This is a genomic window from Achromobacter sp. 1011811831 (assembly GCF_059760905.1).
In genome coordinates this window covers 14,077-37,719 of record NZ_JCBANG010000005.1, presented here as the reverse complement: position 1 = coordinate 37,719, position 23,643 = coordinate 14,077, and the positions used below count along the sequence as shown (strand labels likewise).

General features: G+C 61.5%; 18 protein-coding genes. 3 read left to right on the top strand and 15 right to left on the bottom strand.

Annotated elements, in window-relative coordinates; translation table 11 throughout:
* The 13 genes from AC6LJ9_RS03410 to AC6LJ9_RS03350 form a co-directional block, all read right to left on the bottom strand.
* Entirely contained in the window at nt 1–873 is an 873-nt protein-coding gene (locus tag AC6LJ9_RS03410) for a glycosyltransferase (RefSeq protein WP_498146422.1), read from the bottom strand.
* Entirely contained in the window at nt 870–3,542 is a 2,673-nt protein-coding gene (locus AC6LJ9_RS03405; protein ID WP_498146421.1) for a glycosyltransferase, read from the bottom strand. Before AC6LJ9_RS03405 ends, AC6LJ9_RS03410 begins: the two co-directional genes overlap by 4 nt.
* A gap of 134 nt (nt 3,543–3,676) precedes the next feature.
* A complete protein-coding gene (locus tag AC6LJ9_RS03400; protein ID WP_498146420.1) occupies nt 3,677–5,644 on the bottom strand; it encodes a glycosyltransferase in 1,968 nt (655 codons plus the stop codon).
* Between the two features lie 71 nt (nt 5,645–5,715).
* Complete coding sequence (locus tag AC6LJ9_RS03395) at nt 5,716–6,870, bottom strand: class I SAM-dependent methyltransferase (protein WP_498146419.1); 1,155 nt, start codon at nt 6,868–6,870, stop codon at nt 5,716–5,718.
* A 25-nt stretch (nt 6,871–6,895) separates the two neighbouring features.
* The gene (locus AC6LJ9_RS03390) at nt 6,896–8,170 is read right to left on the bottom strand and encodes an ABC transporter ATP-binding protein (RefSeq protein WP_498146418.1); all 1,275 of its coding nucleotides are present in this window, start codon (nt 8,168–8,170) and stop codon (nt 6,896–6,898) included.
* Between the two features lie 82 nt (nt 8,171–8,252).
* Nucleotides 8,253–9,077, bottom strand: a complete 825-nt coding sequence (locus AC6LJ9_RS03385) for an ABC transporter permease (RefSeq protein WP_498146417.1) — start codon at nt 9,075–9,077, stop codon at nt 8,253–8,255.
* Between the two features lie 34 nt (nt 9,078–9,111).
* A complete protein-coding gene (locus AC6LJ9_RS03380; RefSeq protein WP_498146416.1) occupies nt 9,112–11,235 on the bottom strand; it encodes a glycosyltransferase family 4 protein in 2,124 nt (707 codons plus the stop codon).
* A complete protein-coding gene (locus AC6LJ9_RS03375; RefSeq protein WP_498146415.1) occupies nt 11,235–12,524 on the bottom strand; it encodes a hypothetical protein in 1,290 nt (429 codons plus the stop codon). Before AC6LJ9_RS03375 ends, AC6LJ9_RS03380 begins: the two co-directional genes overlap by 1 nt.
* A gap of 335 nt (nt 12,525–12,859) precedes the next feature.
* Nucleotides 12,860–13,201, bottom strand: a complete 342-nt coding sequence (locus AC6LJ9_RS03370) for a DMT family transporter (protein ID WP_498146414.1) — start codon at nt 13,199–13,201, stop codon at nt 12,860–12,862.
* Nucleotides 13,198–13,911, bottom strand: a complete 714-nt coding sequence (locus AC6LJ9_RS03365; protein WP_498146413.1) for a class I SAM-dependent methyltransferase — start codon at nt 13,909–13,911, stop codon at nt 13,198–13,200. The genes AC6LJ9_RS03370 and AC6LJ9_RS03365 overlap by 4 nt, the downstream gene beginning before the upstream one ends.
* A 1-nt stretch (nt 13,912) precedes the next feature.
* The gene (locus tag AC6LJ9_RS03360) at nt 13,913–14,905 is read right to left on the bottom strand and encodes a glycosyltransferase family 2 protein (RefSeq protein WP_498146412.1); all 993 of its coding nucleotides are present in this window, start codon (nt 14,903–14,905) and stop codon (nt 13,913–13,915) included.
* Nucleotides 14,902–16,818, bottom strand: a complete 1,917-nt coding sequence (locus AC6LJ9_RS03355; RefSeq protein ID WP_498146411.1) for a hypothetical protein — start codon at nt 16,816–16,818, stop codon at nt 14,902–14,904. The genes AC6LJ9_RS03360 and AC6LJ9_RS03355 overlap by 4 nt, the downstream gene beginning before the upstream one ends.
* A gap of 70 nt (nt 16,819–16,888) precedes the next feature.
* Nucleotides 16,889–18,010, bottom strand: coding sequence for an MraY family glycosyltransferase (locus AC6LJ9_RS03350; RefSeq protein ID WP_498146410.1), 1,122 nt, complete (start codon nt 18,008–18,010; stop codon nt 16,889–16,891).
* Between the two features lie 338 nt (nt 18,011–18,348).
* Here AC6LJ9_RS03350 and AC6LJ9_RS03345 point away from each other — a divergent pair, with 338 nt between their 5' ends.
* The 3 genes from AC6LJ9_RS03345 to AC6LJ9_RS03335 are packed head-to-tail and all read left to right on the top strand — an operon-like array spanning nt 18,349 to nt 21,319.
* Nucleotides 18,349–18,918, top strand: coding sequence for an SRPBCC family protein (locus tag AC6LJ9_RS03345; RefSeq protein WP_498146409.1), 570 nt, complete (start codon nt 18,349–18,351; stop codon nt 18,916–18,918).
* 57 nt (nt 18,919–18,975) lie between these two features.
* Nucleotides 18,976–20,427 carry an MFS transporter gene (locus tag AC6LJ9_RS03340; RefSeq protein ID WP_498146408.1) on the top strand — a complete coding sequence of 484 codons (1,452 nt, stop codon included), beginning with the start codon at nt 18,976–18,978 and terminating at the stop codon, nt 20,425–20,427.
* A gap of 13 nt (nt 20,428–20,440) precedes the next feature.
* Nucleotides 20,441–21,319, top strand: a complete 879-nt coding sequence (locus AC6LJ9_RS03335; RefSeq protein WP_498146407.1) for a DMT family transporter — start codon at nt 20,441–20,443, stop codon at nt 21,317–21,319.
* Between the two features lie 28 nt (nt 21,320–21,347).
* Here AC6LJ9_RS03335 and clsB read toward each other — a convergent pair whose 3' ends face one another.
* Together clsB and AC6LJ9_RS03325 are read right to left on the bottom strand one after the other, a co-directional pair.
* Nucleotides 21,348–22,559: a cardiolipin synthase ClsB gene (clsB, locus tag AC6LJ9_RS03330; protein ID WP_103271665.1), complete on the bottom strand. Its 1,212-nt coding sequence runs from the start codon at nt 22,557–22,559 to the stop codon at nt 21,348–21,350.
* Nucleotides 22,556–23,419, bottom strand: coding sequence for an endonuclease/exonuclease/phosphatase family protein (locus AC6LJ9_RS03325; RefSeq protein WP_498146406.1), 864 nt, complete (start codon nt 23,417–23,419; stop codon nt 22,556–22,558). The genes clsB and AC6LJ9_RS03325 overlap by 4 nt, the downstream gene beginning before the upstream one ends.
* Nucleotides 23,420–23,643 lie beyond the last annotated feature (224 nt).

The window sequence follows — 23,643 nt, the reverse complement described above, 5'->3', positions numbered from 1 at the left end:
TTATTTTCCGTGCACGCGCAACACGCGCTCATAGATGAACCGCCTCACTGCGCCGGGCATCAGCCTGACCGGCACTCTGGACAGCAGATTCACTGCCAATCGAGGCAAACCGATGAATCCGGTTCTGTAGAAGCCCCACTGCGCCCGGATTTCGCCCGTCACGTAGCGCCAGCCACCCCGCCGGCCGTACATCCCCGCCCCAGCCCGCGCGTTCACCAGCACGACCGGCAGATTGGCGGTCCTGGCGCCCGCCTGGATCATTCTGACCCACAACGCATAATCTTCGTACAGGTATTCATTCCGATACCCGCCCAAGGATAACGCCAGCTCCCGCCTGAACATAACCGTCATGTGATTGAACGGATTGCGCCCCTTGGCATAGTCGACGATATCCGCATGATCCCGCGGCACGCGGCGCAAGCGCATGCTGTCTTCGCTCAGGTCATTGTCAAACTCGCGGATCCAGCCGCCGAACACGTCTATATCGGGAAACTGCCGTATCTGTTCGAGCTGCCGCTCGAACCGGTCCGCGACGATCAAGTCATCAGTATCGAAACGAGCGACCCACTCATGGCTGCATTGCTGCAGCCCCGCCGTCAACGCCGGTCCCAATCCCGCATTCTCCTGCAAGACGACCCGCCGCAAATTCAGGACGCCGGCATGGCGGCCGATAACGACATGCAGCGCGTCCGGCAAAGGCCCATCCTCGACCAATACGACTTCGGGCAAGGCAACCCTGGACGATTGCAAGCTGGTCAAGGCGGCGTCAAGATACTCCGGCCGTTCCCCGTGATAGACCGACATGAGCACGGAAAACCGAACCGCGGGAAGACGCGCGGCGCTGGCGCCAACCTCCCGCCGCACCATACTCATCGGAATAGTCTCCGCATCCGCGTATAGCCGCGATATAGCGCCACCACAATGCGACGCAGCTTTGGCTTCTGGATCATCGACCGGATCAGGTTGATGAGCTCGATTTCCTTTTCAGACAAGCTGGCGCCGGCAAGCTGCGCGCTGCCTTTGCCGCCGCCGCCCCCATTCGCCAGGCTGAACAGGATGTTGGCGTCCAATTTGCTGAAGCCCGCCAGATTGCGGACCAGGCGTCTGCGTCCAAAGTACTTGTTGTAAGTCTTGGACATGCTGCCCGGCGTATTACGATAGAGGTAGCCCAACGACGGAATCAGCGTAAAGCGCTGTCCGGACCACGCAAGTCTCGCGAAGAACGCCCAATCCTCCCATACCGACCTGTCCGTATCGTCCCAGCCGCCCAACTCGCGCAGGCGCGCCGTCCGTACCATGACATTCGCCGTAATGTACTGATTCTCCAGTATGGCCAACGCCTTGGCTTCCGGCACGCCCAGCGGTTTCCAGAACCAGCCGTCGCGCAGGGGCTCGGCCGTTTTCGGCAGGGATGGCAGATCGCTGAAATGCAGGGCGAACCCCGTCGCCGCAACGAGCGAGGCATCAAGCGTCATCGCGGTCCAGGCCTCTTCCAGCGTTTGCGGCAACAGCACGTCGTCGCTGTCGATAAAGAAGGTCAATGCGGATTTCGACAGCGCGAGCCCCTCATTGCGCGCTCCGGCCAGGCCCTTGTTCTCCTGGCGCCGCAGTCGCACGCTCATCGCATCGCCAAGCACGCGCTCGATCAACTCGGCCAGCTGCGTGTGATATTCCGCGGCAGAACCATCGTCGATAATGATCAGCTCGGCGGGCTTGAGCCGCGACCGGAGCACGGAGGAAAGCAGCTCCTCTACATAGCCCAACGGCGTATTGAACACCGGCACGACGACGGAAACGTCGCAGGCCGGCTGGGCATTGAAAGCCGGCCACGCGTGGGCATGCGCAATCTGGTCTGCGCGGCTCCAACCGGTATTGATGCCAATCTGCCTGGCACGCACACGCTCGCGCGACGCATTGAGATCGGGGCCATAAACTACGGGTGAAGTACGCAGCACTTCGCCCATCTTCGCCGCCAGCGCGACCGCATTCGGATCCGAAAAGAAGCGCTCTACGTGATCCGGGTCGTCCACCACCTCGACTGCGCCGCCGGTGTTGTATGCGACGAACAAGGAGCCCAGCAGCAACTGCTCCAGAATGACAAACGGATAGTTTTCGCCACGCGATGGCACGACGAACAGGGTATCGGCCAAGCGTTCATTTGCGAAGGACAGCAGCTGCTCGTGCGTCAGATGCATGTCCTTGTAGGTACAGATCGCATCAAGCCGCTGCCGGTCTTCATTGCCCGGACCCAGCGGCCCGAGCGATATCACCTCGGCAATATCCCGCAACAGGCCTTGCTCGGCCAGGGACTCCATGGCGGCCACAAAATCCGGCCAGCCTTTCAGCTGGTTGTACTTCCCGATGAAGACGATGCGCTTCACCTTCCCGAATTCGACCGGACGCGCCTGGGGCATAAGCGCAAGATCGAACGGCAGCCGGGTAATGGACAAGTTGTTCAGCTCGTAGCCGAACTCCTGCTGCAGCAAACGTTCGCCCAGATAGCGTGAAGGCGCGTAGCATTCGTCCGCGAACCTGAATAGATAACTATCCCGCACGGCCCAGGCCAACTCGTGCGGGGTGTAGTCCATGGCGGTTTCGTTCTGTACGCCATACTTCACGTAGTCGATCGAACCATGCATGAATACGCGAGTATGCAACCACGCCGGCAATGCGCCGGTGCGCTTGGCCTGCACGACACGAAAGCCGATGGACTTGTAGTCCTGCGCTTCCACCACCGCCAGGCGCGGCAACACATACAGAATGGCCTTCAGGACTTCCAGCAAGCCCAGGCCATCGAAGAAGCTATCCTTGCCGATCCCGTCCACGAACATGCGCGGCACGAACGTCCTGCCATCGAGCGCAGCGGGACTCAGGTCGACGTCGCACATCAGTACGGCGGCGCGCGGATCCACGGCCTTGATGTTCTTGACGTAGGTGCCGATGCCCCCCGTGGCCCTGACGGTGGCATCCTCCGTCGTCAGCAACAGCAGGTCTGCGTCCAGAAGCTGCGGCGCCAGGCCCAATTCCCGCAGATAACGGCCATAGGCTTCGCGCTCGACGCCAGCCTCGAGCAACAAGGCAGCACCGGTCGCTTGCCGGCTTGTCACGGAAAACCCGTTCTGGCCCAGGAACGCCGCGAACTCCTTCGGTTTCCACGCCCGCAATCGCGCCAGATCGCTTTCGACCACGAACAGCACCCGGCCGCTGCCGTCCAGGCATAGCCGCTTCAGCGCGAGCAACAGGGGCCGCGGATCCGCCAGTCTGGCGATCAGGCTCGCCGAAACGATCCATGCTGTGTCGGGCGCATTGCACGAGCGCACCAAGGCATCCACCTGGCCCGTCCAGTTGTCCAGCATCCACAGGCCGGGCGCCTGGCCCGCTTGCGCCTGCCACTGCTCTCCATATTGAATGAACGTTATCGATTGCGCTTGCGGAGCAAAGGGGCCGAACAGCACCGCCTGCCGCGCTTGCCGCTCATTCAGATAGCGGTCCAGGTCCTCGGACCAATAGGGCGCCGGCGCGTGATCCAGCGCTTGGTCCAATTGTCCGAGGGGGCCGCGTTGTACGTTCCCAAAACTGGCGAAGACGCCGATATTTTTTAAACTCATATGCGTACCAGCCGGCTTGCCGGCCGTTCAATCCACCATCTCTGTCTGGTTGCGAACGAAACCAGTCCCTAGCCCAGGCGCTGTGCCAGGATCCCGTCGAAGAAGGCCTCATAGGCCTTGGTCGCGATGCTCCAGTCCCATTGCTGGATCTGCTCCAGGTTCTCTGCGGAAAGTCGACGCAGGATGGCCGGCTGTTCCAACAGCACGCGCATCTTTTCGACGAACGCCTCGACGCTTCTGTCCTTGACGATGAACTCTCGCTGCTGCGGACCAAATACTTCAGGCACGACGCCGACATCATGGCTGAGGACAGGCACGCCACACGCCATTGCCTCGAGCACGGGATTCGGCGTGCCCTCGAACAAGGACGGACATACGTACAGGTCGATGCCGTTGTAGAACGCCGGCATTTCATCGTGCGGCACCCACCTGACCTGACGATCGGCAAAGCTCGTCTCGATGGCGTATCCCTCCGCCCGCAACCGCTCAATGGCGGGCAGCAGGATCGTGTTGAATCCCTTGGCGTCCTCCAGCTCCCTGGCCCATTTGCTGTTGCCGGCCCAACCGATGACAAAGGGGCGGCCTCCCACCTGGTCCAGCCGCTCCAGATTGGACGGCCGGAACAAGGCAAGGTCGACACCGTCCCGGGTGACCGTGGACGGAGCGGGGAACCCTTCCAGATCCTGATAAATGGACTCCAAGCGCTTCGACGAGACGGTGTATGCCGTGACCCGGTCCTTGAAGAACGCGGCGCGTTCGCGCACCGCCGCCGGCTCGAGATACAGGTGGTCGTATACGCTGGTCGTCACCGGCTTGCTGCGGACAAACCGCTCATCGAACAGCGCATACGGCACGCCGGTGCGCTCCACATGATTGCGGCACCAGGCGCTGTCGATGATCCGGTAGTACTCGCGCCACATGAAGTGCACCATGTCGCACTTTGCGGCAGCCAGGAAAATATGATCGACATGCTCCAGCACGCTGGAGGAGATGATCTTGAAGTCGAACTTGTGGGACAGGTGCCGCTTGATCTGACGCGCGATGTTGCCAAAAGCCCAATCGTCCAGATCGATGACGATCGCGATTCTTGGCTTGTCCGTGCGAGCCGCGATCAACGGGCCTCCCGATTGCGCCGCCGTCTCTGGCGTCAAACCCAGCTGCTCGTGCCGGCGCGCAATCCATCCCTCGACGCCATCATTCCAGACATCAAAACCGTGCTTCTTCTCCATGTATCGCGCAGATTCATAAATCATCTGGCGTGAAAACCGCTGGCGTTCGTATGCGTGGTCCGTTTCGTTTTCCGGAGGCGGATGATCGTGAACCAGGACCGCATGTCCGGTCACACCAATCTTGTAGCCTTCCTGGAACAGCCGTATCGAGAAATCGACGTCCTCGAATCCGATGAACATGTTGTCGTCATAGCCGCCCAGGCGTTCAAACGTGGCACGCTTGCATACGCAGGCGCCTCCGAGCAGGAACGTCGACAGGAAAGGATCGCCGACGCGATCCTGGGCCGGTCCTTGCGCCAGGGCGCTGCTCGCGCCGACCTGCAGGGACCCGACCGAGATGCCGACGTGCAGATGTCCGCCAAACGAGAAAACGGTTTCATGGTCCGGCTCCAACAGCGGCAGATTCAGGAAATGGCAGCCCAGTACCGCGATATCGCTCTGGATCCTGGGCAGGGGATTGGCCAGGAAGTAGATATCGTTGTCCAGGCAAAGCACCCAATCCCTGCGCACCTCCGCGAAAGCGCGGTTTCGTCCACCGGCAACGCCGTAGTTCTTGCCCAGTTCAACGATGCGCCATTCGAAAGGCAACCCTGCACAACCCGCGCGCAGTACCTGCAGCTCTTCCGGAGTGGAGCCATTGTCGACGATCAGCAATTCCCCGGCGAAATAGGGAACCTGCGCCGCAATCGAATTCAACAGCCGCAGCGTCAGTTCGCTGCGATTGAGCGACAGGCAGGTAATGGTCAGGTTTTCGCCATTGCGTCCGATGTTCGGACCCGCGATGTTGGCCGCATCGCTCGCCAGCATGCAATGACGCGGGTCGGCCGCGTAGGAATACGCTGTAACCCCTGGCGCCAGGTTCGCTTTATGTCCCACGATCAATGGCCCTTGGAACCCTTGAACACCTTGAGCGCCACGATGCGCAGCCAAGAGGGAATCTTGTCCCTGAGGCGGAAGTATCGGGCGGCCGGCAAAGCCAGGTGATCGATTTCCGCCCGCAGTGCGGCCAGATCATCGCGCAGGGCGGCGACCTCTGCATCCTTGGCCCGCAATTGCGCGTCACGCTCGCCGATGATGCCGTGCACCAGCTCCAGCTCCGTATTCGCCGCCTGCGCGCGCAAGGCCGCGTCCCTTACCGCCCGGTCGACATCTCCGGAAGAAATCGCGTCGAACAGGTCAATTGCCGACAGCGGCTGTGCCGCCTGCGCCGGCTGGGCTTGCTCCCGCGGCAGATGCCCTTGGAAGATGCCCTTCTTGAAACAGTCCATCGACAAGGGCAGGATCGCCGCCCCGGCATTGGCAGCGGACTCATACGCAGGAACGCCCCAGATTCCGACAAAGTAACTGGCATTGATGGGGCCCGGACCGGCATCCAGTTCCGCGGGAACATACTGCGCATGCAGGGATTGGGAAGTTTGCAACATTTGCATCTGTCCCGAATCGCCGTCGTCGGCCAGATACTTGTTCAACTGCAGGTTGGCGAATCCCGTGATGGGACCGCCCACGAACCAAGCGGACGCCTTGCCCAGGGTGCCTTCCGCCTGAGCCTGGAATTCTTCCAGATGATATTTGCGCAGATGGAAGGGGTTGCGCTCCGCCTCCGTGGGGAAGTACCACCAATCATTGGGGCAGCTGATGGCCACCATGCCGCCCGGCTTGAGCAGGCCACGGATGTTACGCAGGAACAACTCCGGATCCTGCACATGTTCGATGGTCTCGAACGATACGATCAAATCGAAACTGTGAGGTTCGAAGTGACGAGGCAGGGTTTCAGCGTCATTCTGAATGAAGCGCACGCTATCGCTGGCGAAATGCCGCTGCGCGCTCTCGATCGCCTCGGCCGAGATATCGACCCCCACCACTTCCTTTGCACCCCAGTTCGCCAGCAAGCGCGAACCGTAGCCCTCCCCACAGGCGGCATCAAGCACACGCTTGCCGACACACAGCTCTTTCGCGAATGAATAGCGGGCAATGTGGATAGCCGCCTCCATTCCATCGTAGCGGCTGCTTTGTCCAAAACTCAATCGTTCCATTTTCTATGCACGCTTATTAGCAGATTTAATCAGTTCGAGAAGCAACGTCGAAAGTCCATTCTCGCGGCAGACTCATGACCCCAACAGCTTCGAAATCGTCCAGAATCTGGAAAGGGCAGACATTGTTTGCTTCGGCGTGCACCACGAACCCCCCGCCGTCATTGATGGCAACGCGCCACTTGTAAGATCCGCTGAGCAGCGGGATGTTGGGGAACGTGATGCTAAATTGGCCTGATGACACTCCTGCGTGTGCCTGATAGCCATCCATCAAGGTCGTCGTACCGCAGATGTAAAGATCATCATGCCGGTACAGATTGAACACAAAGCTGATGTGCTCCGGCACGATGGCGCTGACGGCATGGAATCGCGCATTCAGCGTAAGGGAACCGCCCGTGCGGATATGGTCCACCGACCCGCCTTCGGGCGAAGAAAGCCAGACCTCGTCAATCTCATAGAGACGATCCGGCTCCTTTCGGTACTTCGCGGCCGCGACCGGCGCCGCGGCCCCGCCTTCGTCAGCGCCTGACGTGCCAGGAGGGTTGGACTTGTCCAACTCATCCAGCTCCGCGGGAGCATGGTGGGCCGCATGCTTGCCGGCAGCCTCATCCTTCGCTTCGAACTCCCGCAGGGCGGCCTGCATATCAATGGTGTACTGGTCAATCACCTTGCCGGCGGGCCCGAACGCCTTCTGCGCGCCCTTCTCAAGATACAGCGCTCGCTGGCATATGGACTTGACCTGATACTGATCGTGCGAAACGAACAATATCGTGCAACCCATATCGCGGATCTCATAGAACTTCTTGAGGCAGCGCCGCTGAAAGGCGGCGTCTCCCACGGCCAGGATTTCGTCAACGATGAGGATATCAGGCTCGGTATGGATCGCCACGGAAAAGGCCAGGCGCGCAAACATGCCGCTGGAGTATTTCTTGACCGGGCTTTCAATGAACTCGCCGATATCCGCGAACCCCGCGATGCTGTCGAAGCGCTCATCGATCTGGGCATGCGTCAAACCCAGCAACGAAGCATTCAGGTAGACGTTCTCGCGCCCCGTAAACTCCGGATTGAAGCCGGCGCCCAACTCGAGCAGGGCGGCAACGCGGCCATTCGTCTTCACGGAGCCTGTGGACGGCGTCACCGTGCCGCAGATCATTTGCAGCAACGTCGATTTTCCCGAACCGTTCCGACCGACGATGCCTACCGTCTCACCCTTTCTCACGTCGAAGGAAACGCCCGACAGGGCCCAGAATTCCTGCGCGTAGCTCTTCACGCCGCGACCAAACAGGCCGGCGCTGCGCGCCATCAAGGCTTCCTTGAGCCGGTCTTGGGGCTTGGAATAGATCGAGTACCTTTTCCCGAGGTTCTCGACGTGTATGGAAACCGTATCAGAGCACATCCGCGAACCCTTTCCTCACCTTCTGAAACCAGATCAGTCCAATGCCGGCGATCACGAGCCCGACGATCGTATACACGCACCAGCCGGACCAATTGAACGGCTTTCCGAAAATTACCGCGTTTCTCGTCTCTTCAACCACGAAAGTGATCGGATTCAATTTCACGTAGCGTTGCATGCTCTCCGGGATCGCCGAAAGCGGGTAGAAGATCGGCGAAATGAACGTCAGCACGATGGTGAACAGCGATACGGCTTGCGTCATGTCCCTGATGTATACGCCCAGCCCTGCGAGAAACCACGACAAGCCCAGGCACAGGAACAGCAAAGGCACCAGGATCAGCGGGAAATACACCACGGTCCAGGGCACGCTGCCCATGAATATGAGCTGTGCGGCGATCAGCACGATCAGGCTGACCAGCAGATGAAAAACGGCTGACCCCAGGGCAATCACCGCCAGGGTCTCCAGCGGGAACACCACCTTTTTCACGTAGGAAACGTTCGACAATATCAGCGCGGGCGCACGGTTCATGCACTCCACGAAGAGATTGTTCATGATGAGCCCGGCGAACAGGATCACCGCGAAATCGCCGTGGGATTGCGGCGCAGCCGCGCCCGCGCCGCCCCAGCGCGCCTTGAACACCACGGAAAACACGAAGGTGTAGACGATGAGCAGCAGCAACGGATTGAAAAAAGACCATGCAAGGCCAAACACCGAACCGCGATAACGGCCCAGCACTTCGCGCTTGATCATCTGCAGAATTAGCTGGCGATGGCGCGTAGCCATATCACGCGCAACTTGAAGCACTTCGGCAATCAAGAGTGACCTCTCAAACTCACTGGTATTTCTACGACTAGGATCTGTCTGCGCTCGCGACACCGCGACGCAGCAGTCTCTTGGCGAAGCCTACAATCGGCCGCGCCACCCTGAACCGCCGGTAAATCCTGACGACCATGTTGCCCATGCGCAGCAACAATCGAAGCAGGTCAGGCGGCAAAGCACCCGCCTCGTCCATCAGCTTCCTGACCGGGACCGCCCCCTCGGACGCCAGAGGACTGGCGTTCCAATGCGCCACGCTGCTCTGCGAAAGCCTTTTCCGGCGGTCTGCGCTGTCATCGCCGTTCAACAGATAGGAAATCTGCTTTGCGCTCGGATAGCCGGCCTCCTCGGCCGGCAATTCCAGCAATGGGCGCGGGATCAACAGGCCGGCTTCGCCGTCCTGGGCCAATGCCCACAGGCGCTTGAATTCAGCATACTCGGCAAGGCCGGTGTCGAAAATATCGAGCACGGGCCGCCCGGCTCTCGTACGGAAAACAGCGCGAGTCCTGGGACCGCGTCCATTCATCGGCGCGGCATCCAGCGCCAGGGGCAGGGAGTAGGGATCTATCGCCCGCTCGCCCGCAGCGTGCGTGCGGATGGACCACGCCGACACAAACGGAATGTCAGCGCGCGTCCGGAGCACGCGCGCCGCGATGTCCAGATAATCCGGGTCGACGGCATCGCCTTCCGACAGAATGACCATCGCATCTGACGTCCTCATGGCGTGCAAGTCAATGGCCAGACCGGTACGATCAACGCATCGGACATTGCGTCCCAACAGGAAGGCGGAAACTTCCAACTCCGTGCGCAACGCCGGCAGCAGGATCACGCTTTCATATCCGCGGGACGCGAGTTGCGCGCACAGCGGCTGAACCCGGGACAGCGTCTCCGCCTGCACGACGACAAGAATCCCAAAAGTCTGATCACCCTTCGGCTCATCGCCGCACTCCGGCGCGCCAGCCTTCATGTCATAGATGGGCGCGATCTCGTCAGGCACGACGGGATACGGAAAAGCCAGGCGTTCACGCAACGCCTCATCGTCCCAGAGACGATCGATGGTCGCGGCCAGCATATCCGATGATTCGCAATCGAATACCAGGCAGTTCTTCTCGTGCTGGAAAAAGTCCTCGAACCCGGGAATGTCGGAGACGACCAGCGGCACGCCTCCCGCGTACAGCTCGTGCGCGGCATAGCAGAACGATTCCGCGCGATTCGGGAACACCGCGAAGCGGATCTTCTCCAATAGCGCTTCCGTCTGTTCATGGGACAGATGCCCAAGAATATGAAAACGCGCGCGCAGGTCCGCGGGTATGCGACGCTTCAAATAGTCGGCGTACAGGCCGCTGCCATCCGGCGGCTGCCTGGAATCCCCGCCTACGAAATAAAAGTCGGGCGAAAGATCCGGACGCTGCCGCATCCACAACACGGCGGCATCCACCAAAAGATCGACGCCCTTGATTGAAAACAGCCTGCCGTAGAACAGAATGCCGTTTTCGGTGCCATCCGAGCCGTGCTTCTTCAGCGTCTTCTGCAACGGCGGCACCGCCAATACATGATGCGCTTCGACCTTGGGATAGAGGCTCGCCAGGGTCCGCTTCAAGACGGATTCCGAGGGCACCAGAACCGCATCGGCAAGGCGCAGCGCAGCGCGCTCCATGGAATACAGCAGATATAGCTCGGGATGCAGCGAATTCGTCAGGTCCACGCGATCCATCGCCTCTATCGTCGCGTGATAGCGAACGGCGATACGCGTGCCCTCATAGGCTCCCAACGCTAATTTTTCGCACAGGGCATAGTAGGCAACGCCGTGGTAATCGAAAAACTCGATCAGTTGCGGCCGTTCCCGCTCATGCACCTTCAGTGCCGCAACGTTCAAGATATAGGAACGCCATTCGTACCACGAGGAGAAACGCTCCCGCGGCAGCAGATCATCGCCACAAAGATCGCCTACCCGGTAGGCAACGCAATTGTTCGGGTTTGGCAGCTTGAGCCGTTCTACGGAATTGAATCTTGCAAAGACGTCCTTATCGACGTCAAGCAGAAAAACGACACGTGCGCCTGCGTCCAGCAACTGCACCGCCACGTTGTGCAACAACGCGCCGCAACCGCCGCGGGTGACGGGAAACAACTCATAGCTGACAAAGCAGGTTGTCTGCATCAGTTCAAGAACCGTTTCAAGATCAGCGCAGACTCCGCGTTATGTTCAATCGCGTATTCACGGTAGGCGGATACGATCTGCTCCCGTTCGTCCAGCGCCAATCGGATTTTCTGTGCGATCGCATAGGAATCGTCAGGAGCCGCCACCACAAGGCGATCGCGCAGATAGGAGTGCTTCTCGAAATACGGGGTATTGGGACCGATGACGCAAGGCACGCCTGCCGCGAAGCTCTCAAGCGGCAACATGGGCGCGCACTCGTTCAACGTCACGTATAGATTAAGGTGCGTCGTGGCAAGACGGGCGAGCATCTCGTCTTGCGGCACCATGCGGCCAAGGAAATCCTGGCTCAGGCCGAATTCCTTGCAGAACTCGAGCATCCGCTCCGATGCAACGGACCCGACAACCTGGGCGCCCTCAATGGTGGAGGCGGCGGCCAGCATTTCATATGGCGGCTTGTGCCGCAATTCGGAAATGCTCCAAATTCCGAGCTTGATCGGAGCCACCGGAACCGGGGATGCCCGTTCCGGAATGGCGCGATACATATTCAGCAGATAGTGCGCGTCCAGGCCACGATGGCGAAGAATCTGCTCCTGCCCTTTCTTGACGCAGCCGATGCGCCGGATCTTGCCCTGCTCCTGCAGCGAGCACATCAGCCGGAAGCTGCGCCAGGCATAGTCCTCGCTCGCCTGCATGAACGTGCCATGCCAGACGACGTGCACCGGCAGGTCCGGCGCCTGGCGGTGCAGAGCGCGCACCAGGTGCTGATAGGAAAACGGAAAGCCCTGCAGAACGACCGCGACAGGGCGACGCGCGATCAAGCCTGAAGCGATGCGTTCGCCGTCATCGGCGGTCAATTCGTCCGTCAGCAGCAGCAAATGCTCGAACATCTGGGCCGCCGAGCTGCGGATTCCCAGCCAGTCGGGATGGGCGATCGCAACAGGCACATCGCAAGGCAGCGCTTGTAGCGCTGCGTCCGGCAATAGCTCTGGGCGCGTAGTGCCGCTGGCCTGCGGCGCCGCCGTGTTCACCGCCGGAGCGGCCGGTTGAACCGTCGCCTCCTGGCGACGCTTCAGGAACGTGCGGTAGATCTTGCCCAGCGGCCCCTGCGACAGGCGCAGGCCGACCTTGTAGGCAACGGACCCTTCGATCTCGCGGTAGCGCTGTGCCGCGTCCACCAGCAATGCCTTCGCGTTGTCCAGCTCCACGCGCAACCTTGCCGCTTCGGCTTCTGCCACTGATGAAGCGCCGTGCTCCAGCGCCGACGGGGATTTCGTCGAATGAGATGTCATGAAAAAGGAGGATTCGAAGTGCTAATCTACAAACCGGCGGATCAATGCAGATTCCGGTCGGGTGCTGCCACGGCAGCCTGGGAAATGCAGGCTCGGCACAGGCCAAGCGCGAGCGATCCCCTGGACAAAAGGCCGAGGGCATTTTAGATCAAAAGCCCCCTGGCCCACCCTGGCCAGCCAGCCATTCCCGGCTCCTCGCCGGCCCGGCCTCCCTGCCCCGCAGGATGGCCTCAAAACGCACCGAAGCATACACGCCTCCTGGAAGGCCGGGCCGCGAGCTTGCGCTTTCTTGCGTTTTCAGACATTCGGAAGCCCAGGCCGGGCGCACCGAAACGTCAGCTCTTCCCGGCCACGACGATTCCCACCATGATCAGGGCAATGCCCGCGAAATACTGGGTACTGAAACGCTCGCCGAAAATCAGATGGCTACCAAGGGGCACCAGGATGAACGCCAGCGCCATGATGGGGTACACACGGCCCAGTTCGACCCGCTGCAATACCCAGACCCATGCAATCGACGTGAGGCCATACAGCACCATCGCGCCGAACAGCGCCCCAAGCGGCCGCCAGGAAAAGAAAGTGCCCGTCTGGGCGAGAGCGGATGCGCTGACCTTGAACAGGATCTGTCCGATGGCCAGGCCCACCACGCACAGCACTGCGGCAACATAAGTCATCATTTGCTTTTCACGCCGCTCTTTTCGACAACCGCATGGAATGCGACGAACAGATTCAGATCCATCGCGGGCAGCCTGGTCGGCCACCACGATTCCTGGGCATTCGGAAAGTAATGCCGCAAGATCGCCATCAGGTTATTGCAGGGATTGACGTGCTCGCGGGCCATGACATAGTCATAGGGAATTCCCATCGCCAACGCAGCCTTGCGCGGCCCCAGCCGTCGCCCGAGACGCCAGGCGAAGCCAGGATCCGTCGGAATGAGAATGGAGAGCGTGCCGCCCGGTTTCAGGACGCGTTGCCACTCTTTCAATGCCAGGTGAGGATAGTAAATATGCTCGAGCACATGCGTCGCGATCACTCGATCGTAGCTGTTGTCCTCGCTGGCGATATCGGCTCCGGCCTGAACAGAATAGGAAATCCGGCCGTCGTACTTGTCGCCGATCTTCTTTGCGGCGATATCGAGCGTCTTGGGATCCATGTCCGTCAGGACATATTCGTCGAACTGGTGCCGCACGAACGACAGATGCTCGCCAGTGCCCGCTCCGATCTCAAGCACCTTGCCGAATTTGGTACCCGGTCCGAACGGTTGCTCGGTCAGCTTGTGGCTGGCCCTCATCACCCAGGATTGCAGTGGGCTCTCGTAGTTTCTCTCGTCATAGACATCGGCGAACTTTTCCCGATAATCCGACCAAGCCTTATCCTCGTTATGCAATTCATTTCTCCGAATTTTTCAAACCGCACGCCGAATTGCCTCGAATCCGGTGAAATGGCCTGGTAGGGACCGTGCTGATATCGTGCCCGAGAAAGGCCAGTATCAGTTGAAGTCCCAAAATAATAGGCAGCGCGGACAGCATGACGGTGCCCGCGGAGGTGGTTGCGCCGTGGCTGGCCGCCACGATCCAGTTATAAATTCCAAAAACACTGCCAAACAGCACCAACAATGCGCCCAGCGGCAACTCGATGGAAGCCAGGGACATGTCGCGCAGATAATAATTGTAGAAAATCCTCTTGAAAAAATTCCGAGCGTGCTTGGCCATAAATTCGCCGATTATCTTTCCAATCCGCAAGTTACTGACTTCATCGCCGTACTTGGCATCCATCGGGACATCAACGACCACGGCTCGCAACGTGTTGAGCCGGAACAAGAGGTCTGTTTCAAAGAAATAGCGCCGGCTTATTTTCTTCATCGGCAGATGCTTCGCCACCTCACGGTGTATGGCCGTGTATCCATTGGTGGGATCGAACAAATTCCAGTAACCCGAAGACAGCTTGGTCATGAAGGAAAGCACCGCATTTCCGAAGAGGCGCATTTTCGGCATTGCGCGGATCTCTTCCAGATCGAAGAACCGGTTTCCCTTCGTGTAATCCGCCTCCCCCCTGACGATGGGCTCGACGAAATCGGGAATCAGCTTCGGATCCATTTGTCCGTCGCCATCCAGTTTCACCATGATGTCCATGCCATCTTCAATTGCCGCCAGATAGCCGGTCATGACTGCGCCGCCGACGCCCTGGTTCTGCTCGTTGCGCAATACCGTTACCCGGGGATCACTGCAATTCTCAGCGACAAAGTCGCCGGAGCCATCCGGGCAGCAATCATCCACGACATAGATCCGGCAGACTTCGGGGCCAATGTGCTTGATGACATCAAGCACGTGCCTTTTTACTTTATAGCTTGGAATAACAACCGCAATTTTTGACGACATCATTTGGCTCGAGTAAGCGTCGGATCAAGTTGCCTGCCGGACATGGCCAGGCCGATAGCCATGATGAACGTCAACAGGGCCAGCACCACCGACGGCCATAGATAGCGATAGTCCTGAGCGCTCATCAATACGCCGAGGCCCACGCAATTGCACAAGGACGGCGCGACGACAAGAACGAATGCCCGGGAGCTGCGATAGACCATCATCAGCGCGGCCCACAGTCCGACCAGGAGGTACAAGGCAGGACGCGTATAGATTTCCGCAGGCGCGAATATCTGGCTATGCCAGGTGTCCAGCGTCAACTTCAATTCCGGCAACAGCGAACGCGTCTTGAGCCCAAGCTCCTTGCTTTCCTTCATCTGGGTGATTTCGCCCGGCGAGAGCATCGTGAACTCTCCAGGCTCTCCGCCGATGCGCCAGATCAATCCGGTCACACAAAGCTGATGCCGCAGGAATACTCCCGGATGACGGACAATTTCCTTGAACATCAGACGGTTCAACTCTGCCGCATTGGTGGCCAGGAAGGAATAGGAAACGTGCTTGTTCCAGAAAAGGGGAACGACGGATTTGCAGTTGTATCCGTTCAGCCATTCCTGACGCGGCAGCGTCTTGTCCATGAGCGCCTGGTCAGCCGGGTCAAACTCCACTCCGGCGCTCTCCATTGCTCCCAGCACATGGAGCGCAAAGATGGAACGGTAGTGCGGCGCCACAGGCTCCGCCGCGACCATGCTCAGCAAGAGCGTCTTCGCGAAGATGAAAATGGCGATCGAAGCCACCAGGGCCCCCGCCGCCCGGATCTTGGCGCGGCGGCCGGCTGCGAACAAGAGCAGCAGCGCGAAAAACAGGCCGACGATGACAATCCCATTGTGCCGGACGCCGAAGATCAGCACTCCGGCCAAGCCCATCGCGATCAGGGAGCCCCACTTGAGGGTGAGGCCCAACCGCACTTCCCGTGCCGCCAGCCCGCTCAGCAGGATGATGCCGATGGTAAACGGCACGTCCTTCCATAGCGTGGTGACCAGCATGAAATTGGCAGGAAACACAGGGATGATGATGGCGGCGATCGCAGCGACATAGCGCGGCACGCCCCAAGCCATCATTTCCCGCAGGAAGAACCAGGTCACCAGCGAAAACACCAGTATCTGGAAAATCACCGCCGCCTGGGGCGCGGGATATACGAAATACGCCAACTTGTAGAAGAAGGTGGACAGTACGGGATGGGCATCCGCATAGTATCCATTCACGATCTGCCGCCATTGGTCTATTGAATCCGGCGACATCTGGGCAGGCCAATAGGCGGCCAGGGCCAATCCGTAAACCGCGATGCTGGGCGCCATCAGCCACAGGCTCCAGCCCGGCTTGCGATTCTGTGCTGCTTGCCCGGCACCCGCCCCGGCGCGAAGGCACAGCGATGTCGCGGCAAAGAAAGCGGCGAACGCTGCCGCGTAGATCAGCAAACCCAGCCCAAGCGTGCGCCACGGGTTCAATTTCAACGGCAACGTACCGTAGAAATCGATACGCAGCGAACCGGGCGTCGCGGAATAGAGATCATAGCGGCGCTTGAAATCCCCGCTGGAGATCTCGACGATTCCTGAATATTCGTGCTTGGTGAAGACCAGAAAGTCTTCTGGCGTAATGGCCGCGTTCGAGAGAATGGTCGCCGGCTGGCCCTGGTACGAGACCAGGCTTTCGCCGCGTCGCTCCCACCCTCCATCCCGCTGTACCGCCGATTCGTTCGCGGTCAACAGCGCCGAGGACAGCCACACTTCCGCACCCTTGGCTGCGGGATTGCGCTCGCCTGTCGCTGTTATTTTGAATCCCGCTGCGACGTCATATTGAGGCCGCAACGGCAGCATGACCACGAACAGCAGGGCAAACAACGCCGATATGACGGCACATTTTCCTTTAGAAAACACTGATTCTTCCTGTTCTTATTTGTCTATCAACAGATATTTGATCCCGATTTCGGCACTGCAGGCAGAAACATCAACGATGCCGCCGCTTCGTCCGCAACCTCTTTTTCGGCCGCATCACCAGCCAGCTGGGCATATCGAAGCGCACCAGCTTTCTGTACAGGACCAGATAGGTTGCAGAAAATAGAAAAACAAAGAATATGAGCACATATTGATACTGCCAGAACAGCACTGCCGGAATGATCGCGAAGGAAGACAACAGCCACAGATAAGGCGATGTCATTGCATTTCTCTTGGCCTGATACCGGTGTTCCTCTCCCCCTGCCCACCGAATCAATCTCTTATAAATTAGCATATGCAGATGCACTCCATCGGGCATGCCGGGAGATTGCCCCCTCAGAAACTTTTTCCTATAAATGGAAAACAAGGTCTCGAAGACAGGATAAATACAGAGCAACAACGGGAACCACGCGGAAACCTGCGGATGCCGGGCCAGCATCAGCACCGACACCGCGCCGATCATGAATCCAATGAAATACGCCCCGCCGTCGCCCAGGAAAATCAGGCCGCGCGGATAATTCCAGACCAGGAATCCTGCTATGGCACCAATCATCCCAACGGAGGTGACAAGCAACAGGCGATCGCCAAGATAATAGGAAACGTAGGCAAAACCAGCGAATATCATTGCGGAAACGACAGCCGCCAGGCCATTGTAGCCGTCGATGATATTGATGGCGTTTGCTGCGCCGGCCATGGCCACCGCCGTGAACACGAAGGAAACCACGGTAAATTGCAACAGCCAATCCACGCCAATAATATCCAGGCGCGTCAGTTGAGCGCCGAGAAAATAATACGCTGCCGCCCCCGATATCATCGCCAGCCCGAGACGCACCAGCACCCTGACCTTCTTGGTCAGGTCTTCCGCCAGCCCCCCAAGGAAAGCGGGCATGGATACAGCCATCAATATCAACGGTTCATGCCGGAGCGCGGGCTCCCGGAATACCGCCAACATGCAAACACCAAACATCGCGGCCATTATCGACACCCCGCCAACCCGCGGAACGGGTATCGCATGGTACTTCTGCACGCCCGACAAGTCGTGGTCTGCCGTATATTTCGCATGCAAGGTGTTGTAGCGCACGAGCAGCAGCGTAACCACCAGCGAAATCAGAAATGCTACTAGCACATAAACCATAAAAGTACCGGATTTGAAATTTCGCGCAATTTTAGTGGCTGAGCACGTTCTACGGCGACCGACGTGCAATTTATTACTACGCAAGCAGAGCCGAGGCTTCCGGCCGGTTGGCGCTCCACCCGGCGCGGGACGCCTTATCGGCGACCGGCCCCTGGCCAGGGGCCTGCGCTTCGGTGGGCGCGGCAATTTTAGCTTGGCAGGCCGCAACGCCGCTCCGAAACCGCATTCCGGCCTCGCCTGCCAGCGTTGAACTCGCCCGCCGGCGCCACAATGCAGTGGCGAAAAACGCCAATCGGAGCAAGAATGGGCCATATAGCGGTTTCTACAAGGAGACAGCCATGCGCATTGCCGATGCCCAATGGATCCCGTCAACCCAGCACCAGACCTGGGACGCCTTGACCGATCCTGCCGTGCTGCAGCGATGCATCCCCGGATGCGTCAACGTCACGCAGCGCTCCCCCACCGAGTACGCCGTCACCCTGCGTGCCAAGGTCGCCGGCATCGACACCGACTACGACGGCGAGATTCTGCTGTCGGACATCGATCCCCCCAACAGTTGCACCCTGGTGTTCGAGGGCAAGGGCCGGGCGGCCTGCCTGGCCATCGGCACCGCCCAGGTCAACCTCAGCACCAAGGACCAGGGCACCCGCGTGGCCTACACCGTGGCGGGTATGACCGGCGGCAAGCTGGCCGAATGCGGTGAAAGCCTGATCCTGAAGGCGGGCGAGAAGATCATCGAGCGCTTCTTCGCCGCGTTCATCGATTACATGGCCGGCCAGCCGCGGCTGGCGCCGCCGCCCCCGCCACCCGAGCCCGAGCCTCGCGGCCTGTCCAACTCCCGCTGGTCCTGGGCGCTGGTGCTGGTGGTGATCGCCGTATTCCTGAGTTACCACACCCTCTACAAGTAGTGGACAGCCGGGCCAACCGGGACGGTTGCGGCCATTCGGCGGTGATATGCTAACTAAATGAGCACGCCCCCGCCTACGCCGCAGCCCCAGCCAGACCCGCCTCCCTCTGCTCAGCCCGCCACCCCGCCGCCATCGCGCCGCGACCTGCTGATGGCCATGGCCGGTGTTTCGGCCACCGTCGTGCTGGCTGCCTTCGATTCCACCATCATCAGCACCACCCTGCCGCGCGTGGCCGAGGCGCTGAACGGCATGGCGCTGTACGCCTGGGTCGGCACCGGCTACCTGCTCGCCACCGCCGCCTCCATCATGATCTTCGGCCGCCTGGGCGACATGTTCGGGCGCAAGCCGCTGATGCTGGTGTCGGTGCTCATCATCGCGCTGGGCTCGATCGCCTGCGGGCTGTCGCAGAGCATGGGCCAGCTGATCCTGTTCCGCTCGCTGCAGGGCATCGGCGGCGGCATGATGATCGCCACCGCCTTCGCCGCGCCCGCCGACCTGTTCCCCGACGCCAAGCAGCGCGTGCGCTGGATGGCGCTGGTGTCGGCCGCCTTCGCCATGGCCAGCGGCATCGGCCCGGTGCTCGGCGGCGCGGCGACCCAGGCGCTGGGTTGGCGCGCCGCCTTTTTCATATCGCCGATCGCCGCCGCCGTCGCGCTGTTCCTGCTGGCGCGCTACTTCCCCCGCATCAAGCCCGTCCACACCGGCGAGCGCCGCATCGACTGGCTGGGCGCCCTGCTGCTGGTCGTGGCCGTGGGCGCGCCGCTGGCGGCGCTGGAGCTGGGCTTTGCCAGCGGCGATCACGCCCACCCCGGTCTGGCGCTGGGCCTGGCCGTGGCGGGCATCGCCGCCATCGCCCTGCTGGTCCCGATCGAACGGCGCGTGGCTTCGCCGATCTTCCCGCTGCGCGTGCTGGCGGGCCGCGAACCGCAACTGCTGAACCTGGCGGCGATGACCGTGGGCGCGGTGATGTTCGTGCTGATCTTCTACAGCCCGCTGCTGCTGCAGCAGGTTCTGGGCTATACGCCCAGCCAGGCCGGGCTGCTGCTCACGCCCCTGGTGGCGGCCATCTCGGTGGGCAGCATCATCAACGGCCGGCTGTTCCACCGCCAGACCGAGCCCCAGCGCCTGATGGTCTTCGGCGCCTGTCTGCTGGCGGCCGGCACCTTGATGGTGCTGCTGATCTCGCCCGGCACCTCGGCCTTGTGGATCCTGTCGGCCTTCTTCGTGAACGGCTGCGCGCTGGGCTTCCTGCTGCCCAACCTGACCCTGTTCATGCAGATGCTCAGCGAGCGACGCGACGTGGGCGTGGCCTCGGCCCTGGTCCAGACCACGCGCGCGATCGGCAGCGCGCTGGGCACTGCGCTGGTGGGCATCCTGATTTCGCATAGTTCCGTACTAAACGGAGTGCGGACCGGCCTGGGCTTGTGTATTGCCCTGTCCCTGACCTGCGCGGTGCTCGCGCACCGGGTGAAGATGAAGAACCTGGCTTCTGCCCGGAAACCCTCCTGAGACTGGACTGCACATGCGTCGTCGCGATCTGCTGGACCTGCTGGTCCTGGCCGCCGTATGGGGCGGCTCGTTCCTGTTCATGCGCATCGCCGTGCCCGAATTCGGGCCGGTGCCACTGATCGAGCTGCGCGTCGGACTGGCCGCGCTGTTCCTGCTGCCGGCCGCGATCTGGCGCGGCAGGCTGCCGCTGATGGCCCGGCACTGGAAGGCCATCCTGGTGGTGGGCACGCTCAACGCCGCCCTGCCCTTCGTCCTGTATGCCTATTCGGCGCAATCGCTGGGCGCGGGCTTCCTGTCGGTATCCAACGCGGTGACGCCCGTCTGGGGCGCCGTGATCGGCTGGCTCTGGCTCAAGGACAAGCTGCCCTGGTCACGCTCGCTGGGCCTGCTGATCGCGCTGCTGGGCATCGTGGTGCTGGTCTGGGACAAGCTCAGCTTCACCTCCGGCGGTACCGGCCCGGCCGTGCTCGCGGCCGTGTCCGCGCCCGTGTTCTACGGCATCGCGGCCAACTGGACCAAGCGCTTCCTGACAGGCGTGGACGCGCTGACCAACGCCACCGGCAGCATGGTCGCCGCCTCGCTGGTGCTACTGCCGGCCGCCGTGATGACTTGGCCGCAGGCGCCGGTCGCGGCCATGGCCTGGGGCGCCACCGTGCTGCTGGCCGTGGTCTGTACCGGCGCGGCCTATATCGTGTTCTTCCGCCTGATCGCCAACGTCGGCCCCACCGGCGCGGTCAGCGTCACCTTCCTGGTGCCGATCTTCGGCGTGATGTGGGGCGCGTGGTTCCTGAACGAGGCGATCACCGGTCCCATCCTGGCGGGCGCCGGCGTGATCCTGGTGGGCACGGCGCTGGCGCTGGGGCTGATCGGCCCGCGGCGCAAGCCCGCGTAGCGCGCACGGCGCCGTGACGGAAACGGGCTCAGTACTTGTCCGAGGTTCCCGTCAACGCCACGCCGATCCGCAGCAGTACATACGACGCCGCATCCACCCAGCGCCGCAGCAGCCCGCGCCGCTGGTAGTCCAGCGGCCGGATGAAGCGGCCACCCTCGCGGATGGCCGTCTCCAGCCGTTCCTGCAGGTCCCAGGCGAAAGGCTGGTCGTCGATCACCACGTTCGCTTCGCGCGCCAGCAGCAGGCTGAAGGGATCCAGGTTGGACGAGCCCACGGTGGCCACGTTGTCGATGACGGCCACCTTGGCATGCAGGTAGCCGGGCATGTATTCGTAGATCTCGATGCCGTCGCGCAGCAGCTGGTCGTATAGCGAACGCGTGGCGTGGTACTGCATGCGGTATTCGACCTTGCCCTGCAGCAACAGCCGCACGCGCACGCCGCGCGCGGCCGCCCTGGCCAGGGCGCGGCGGAATTGCACGCCGGGAAAGAAATAGGCGTTGGCGATGAGGATGTCGCGCCGCGCCTCGGTGATGCCCAGCAGATAGGCGCGCTCGAAGGTCTGGCGAAAACGCAGGTTGTCGCGCAGCACCAGCGCGGCGCGCATCTGGCCACAAGGCGCCACGGCGACATGATGCGGCTTGGCCAGCCGCATGCGGTTCCAGTCGCGCGGATGGCGCCGCAGGCGCGCCCAGTTCAGCCGCACCCAGAGCAGGTCCTGGGCGTAGGCGGCGTCGGTGACCACCGGCCCGCGCACCTGGACGGCGAAGTCGAAGCGCGGCGCGGTCAGGCCGTCGGTGGGATCCAGGTCATCGTAGTCGTCAACGATATTGATGCCGCCCACATAGGCGATCTGCCCGTCGATCACGCTGACCTTGCGATGCAGGCGCCGCAGGCGGCTGCGCGACGGGATCAGCTTGGCGAACCAGCGCGGCTCGGGCCGGAAGATGCGGCACTGGGCGCCGGCGTTGGTGAGCCTGACGCGGACCTCGTCGGCGGTGGCAGCGCTGCCGAAACCGTCAAGCACCACCCGCACCTTGACGCCGCGCAGCGCGGCCTCGGCCAGGCACCGCAGCACCATCTCGCCGCTGCGATCGAGCATGAAGATATAGGTTTCCAGGTGCACGCTGACCGTGGCGGCATCGATGGCGGCGCACAGGGACGGGAAGAAGTCCGCGCCGTTCTGCAACAGCCGGATGTCGTTGCCATCCGTCCAGTCCAGCCTGACCGGCTCGCGCTTCACGGCAGTTCCAGCTCGGCCAGCAGCGGGGAATGATCGGACAGCCGGGCCCATTCCCGGCCGCGCAGCACGCGCGCGCTGCGCACGGCAAAGCCGCGCTGGTAGATGCGGTCCAGCCGGAACCAGGGGAACACGGCGGGAAAGGTGCGCGGCGGCGGCAGCAGCAGGCGCGAGCTGCCGTCCATGCCAAGCTGGTTGGTGCGCTCCATGACCGAGATGCCGTTGGGCACGCCGCGCAGCGCGTTGGTGAGCCGCTTGACCGAGTCGCGCAACCGCGGCAGTTCGCCGCCATGGCTGCGCGGCGCGTGCGAGAACACTTCGTACAGGCCGAGCTGCTGCACGAACAGCGGCGCCAGCCGGTCGCCCCAATCATTGAAATCGCCGGCGACGAGGATGGGGTCACCCTCGGGCACCAGGCGACGGATGCGCTCGGTCAGCGCCAGGATCTGGCGGCTGCGGCTGCCGGCGAACAGGCCCAGGTGGACCACGAAGCAATGCACGGCGCGCCCGTCCAGCTCGATGCGTGCATGCAGCAGGCCGCGCTGTTCGAGGCGGTGGTCGGAGATGTCCTGGTTCTCGTGCTCGACGATCGGAAAGCGTGACAACAGCGCGTTGCCATGGTCGGTCTGGTGGCGGATGGCGTTGCGCCCGTAGGCCACGTCCAGCCGCAGCGCCGCGGCCAGCGATTCATGCTGCGCATCCAGCAGCGACTTGTTTTCGTTGCGCCCCTGCACTTCCTGCAGGAAGACCAGATCGGGACGCAGCCCGTACAGGCCCAGGCGCAGCTCGTTCAGGGAGTCGCGCCGGCCCAGCGCCGAGCGGCCTTTATGGATGTTGTAGCTGACGACACGGATGAGCGACATGGAAGCGATGGCGCCTTACAAGACACGGAACCCGCCGGCCCGGACGCCCGCAAGCGCACCCCGACCCGACGCCGCCACACCCGGCGGCGCTTGCCAGATTACCGCATTTCAGTTGCCGTTTACCGCCCCCGACGCAGCCAGAAACAGAAACGCCCCGGACAAGTCCAGGGCGTTCACGGCCTGCTACCCAAACCCGGCGACTGCCACTGAGAATGAAGCACCAC

What these genes read in the sequence shown, in the direction of transcription:
- AC6LJ9_RS03410 (WP_498146422.1), bottom strand. Translation starts at nt 873, where the DNA reads ATGAGTATGGTGCGGCGGGAGGTTGGCGCCAGCGCCGCGCGTCTTCCC.
- AC6LJ9_RS03400 (WP_498146420.1), bottom strand. Translation starts at nt 5,644, where the DNA reads ATGCTGGCGAGCGATGCGGCCAACATCGCGGGTCCGAACATCGGACGC.
- AC6LJ9_RS03395 (WP_498146419.1), bottom strand. Translation starts at nt 6,870, where the DNA reads ATGGAACGATTGAGTTTTGGACAAAGCAGCCGCTACGATGGAATGGAG.
- AC6LJ9_RS03390 (WP_498146418.1), bottom strand. Translation starts at nt 8,170, where the DNA reads ATGGCGCGCAGCGCCGGCCTGTTTGGTCGCGGCGTGAAGAGCTACGCG.
- AC6LJ9_RS03380 (WP_498146416.1), bottom strand. Translation starts at nt 11,235, where the DNA reads ATGCAGACAACCTGCTTTGTCAGCTATGAGTTGTTTCCCGTCACCCGC.
- AC6LJ9_RS03375 (WP_498146415.1), bottom strand. Translation starts at nt 12,524, where the DNA reads ATGACATCTCATTCGACGAAATCCCCGTCGGCGCTGGAGCACGGCGCT.
- AC6LJ9_RS03370 (WP_498146414.1), bottom strand. Translation starts at nt 13,201, where the DNA reads ATGATGACTTATGTTGCCGCAGTGCTGTGCGTGGTGGGCCTGGCCATC.
- AC6LJ9_RS03360 (WP_498146412.1), bottom strand. Translation starts at nt 14,905, where the DNA reads ATGATGTCGTCAAAAATTGCGGTTGTTATTCCAAGCTATAAAGTAAAA.
- AC6LJ9_RS03350 (WP_498146410.1), bottom strand. Translation starts at nt 18,010, where the DNA reads ATGGTTTATGTGCTAGTAGCATTTCTGATTTCGCTGGTGGTTACGCTG.
- AC6LJ9_RS03345 (WP_498146409.1), top strand. Translation starts at nt 18,349, where the DNA reads ATGCGCATTGCCGATGCCCAATGGATCCCGTCAACCCAGCACCAGACC.
- AC6LJ9_RS03340 (WP_498146408.1), top strand. Translation starts at nt 18,976, where the DNA reads ATGAGCACGCCCCCGCCTACGCCGCAGCCCCAGCCAGACCCGCCTCCC.
- AC6LJ9_RS03335 (WP_498146407.1), top strand. Translation starts at nt 20,441, where the DNA reads ATGCGTCGTCGCGATCTGCTGGACCTGCTGGTCCTGGCCGCCGTATGG.
- AC6LJ9_RS03325 (WP_498146406.1), bottom strand. Translation starts at nt 23,419, where the DNA reads ATGTCGCTCATCCGTGTCGTCAGCTACAACATCCATAAAGGCCGCTCG.